This is a genomic window from Schnuerera sp., from assembly GCF_035459645.1.
Lineage (GTDB): Bacteria > Bacillota > Clostridia > Tissierellales > Tepidimicrobiaceae > Schnuerera.
In genome coordinates this window covers 1-2455 of sequence record NZ_DATHXO010000096.1, presented here as the reverse complement: position 1 = coordinate 2455, position 2455 = coordinate 1, and the positions used below count along the sequence as shown (strand labels likewise).

The 2455-nt window shown below is 30.8% G+C and carries 1 protein-coding gene and 1 pseudogene; both read left to right on the top strand.

Features of this window, described 5'->3' with window-relative positions; genetic code table 11:
• Nucleotides 1–205: hypothetical protein (locus VK998_RS02325; RefSeq protein ID WP_325225036.1), on the top strand; the 205-nt coding region annotated here is incomplete at its 5' end.
• Nucleotides 206–217: 12 nt separating this feature from the next.
• Nucleotides 218–2455 (top strand): annotated as a pseudogene (locus VK998_RS02320) (PolC-type DNA polymerase III); the annotation flags it as partial.

Below are 2455 nucleotides of genomic sequence, written 5' to 3'. Positions count from 1 at the left end.
TCATAGGGCTGTAGACGACGCAAAAGCAACTTCAGAAATTTTTATTAAATCTATGGATATACTAAATAAAAATGGAATTAAAGATTTTAACAAAATCAATAAACTTATAGAAGAAAAAGATATTTCAAAAGGTGAATCCTTTCATATAGTGATTTTTGCTAAAAATTTGACAGGTTTAAAAAACTTATATAAATTAATATCTTAATCGCATCTAAATTATTTTTATAGAAAACCTCGAATCCCTAAAACTCTACTAAACGCATATAGAGAAGGATTGATATTAGGAAGTGCTTGTGAGGCAGGGGAGCTATATAAAGCTATCCTTAAGAATAAAGACTATAATGAAATAAAAAACATTGTTCGCTTTTATGATTATTTAGAAATTCAACCTTTGGGTAATAATATGCATTTAGTTAGAAATGGATTAGTAAAAGATGAAGATGAACTTATTGAAATAAACAAACGAATTGTCGAATTAGGTGAAAAATTTAATAAACTAGTAGTAGCCACTGGTGATGTCCACTTTTTAGATCCAGAAGATGAGATTTATAGAAGGATATTGATGTTTGGACAAGGATATTCTGATGCAGATTTGCAACCTCCTTTATATCTTAGAACTACCGATGAAATGCTTAAAGAATTCGAGTATTTGGGTCCTGAAAAAGCAGAAGAAGTTGTTGTTAAAAATACTAATTTAATTTCTAATATGATTGATAAAATGGATCCTATTCCTGAAGGTACTTTTCCTCCTGTTATAGAAGGATCTGAAGAAAAGTTGAAGGAAATAACATATAATCGAGCTATTGAAATATATGGAGACCCTTTGCCAAATCTAGTAAGAGAAAGGTTGGATATGGAATTAAGCTCAATTATTAAAAATGGATATGCTGTAATGTATATAATTGCACAAAAATTAGTTTGGAAATCTTTAAATGATGGCTATTTAGTTGGTTCTAGAGGATCGGTTGGTTCGTCTTTTGTGGCAACAATGAGTGGAATTACTGAAGTAAATCCATTAGTACCTCATTATGTATGCCCTAATTGTAAATATAGTGAATTTATAGAAGATGGCTCAATAGGTTCAGGTATAGACTTACCTGATAAAAATTGCCCAAAATGCAAAACATCACTAAGCAAAGATGGACACGATATCCCTTTTGAAGTTTTTCTAGGATTTGAGGGAGATAAAGAACCGGATATCGATTTGAATTTTGCTGGAGAATATCAAGCTAATGCTCATAAATATACTGAAGAATTATTTGGTGAAGGATATGTTTTTAGAGCAGGAACTATAGGTACTATTGCAGATAAAACTGCCTACGGATTTGTTAAAAAGTACCATGATGAAAAGGATTTAAATGTACACCCTGCTGAAATTAATAGATTGGTTCAAGGATGTACTGGGGTTAAAAGGACATCTGGTCAACATCCAGGAGGAGTAATGATAGTTCCAAAGAATAAAGAAATTTACGATTTTACCCCTATACAATATCCTGCTGACGATAAAAAATCAGGAGTTATAACTACCCATTTTGATTATCATTCTATTAGTGGTAGAATTTTAAAACTAGATATATTAGGACATGATGTTCCAACAATCATAAGAATGTTGGAAGAAATTACAGGCGTAGATCCAAGTCGTATTCCTTTAGATGATAAGGAAACTATGAAATTATTTACTAGTATAAAACCTTTGAATATACATGATAAAAATATTAATATTGAGGTAGGGACTTTGGGAATACCTGAGTTTGGTACTAAGTTTGTTAGACAAATGTTAATGGATACAAAACCTACTACTTTTGCTGAATTAGTTAGAATTAGTGGTCTATCTCATGGTACTGATGTATGGTTGAATAACGCACAGAATCTAGTTAGAAATAATGTTGCAGCTTTAAAAGATGTTATTTCTACAAGAGATGATATCATGTTATATTTAATCTATTCCGGCCTCGATAAGAAACGAGCTTTTAAAATAATGGAAAATGTTCGAAAGGGTAGAGGTTTATCAGATGATGATGAGGAATATATGAGAAGCTTTAATATTCCAGAATGGTATATAGAATCTTGTAATAAGATTAAGTATATGTTTCCCAAGGCGCATGCCGTTGCCTATGTGATGATGTCTTATAGAATCGCTTATTTTAAGGTTCATCATCCTGAGGCTTTTTATGCTACTTATTTTACAACTAAAGCTCATGATTTTAATGCTCACTTAGTTTTAAAAGGAAAAGAAACTGTCAATGATAAAATCAAAGAATTGGAAAATTTGTCTAACCAATTGACTGCAAAAGAAAAAAATTTACTTACGGTTTTAGAAGTCGTCCAAGAGATGTACGCTAGAGGATACGATTTTGAAAAAGTAGATTTATACAAATCAGATAGTGATAAATTTTTAATTGAAGGTAAGAAAATTTTACCACCTCTTAAAAGTTTAGATGGAGTTGGAGAAACT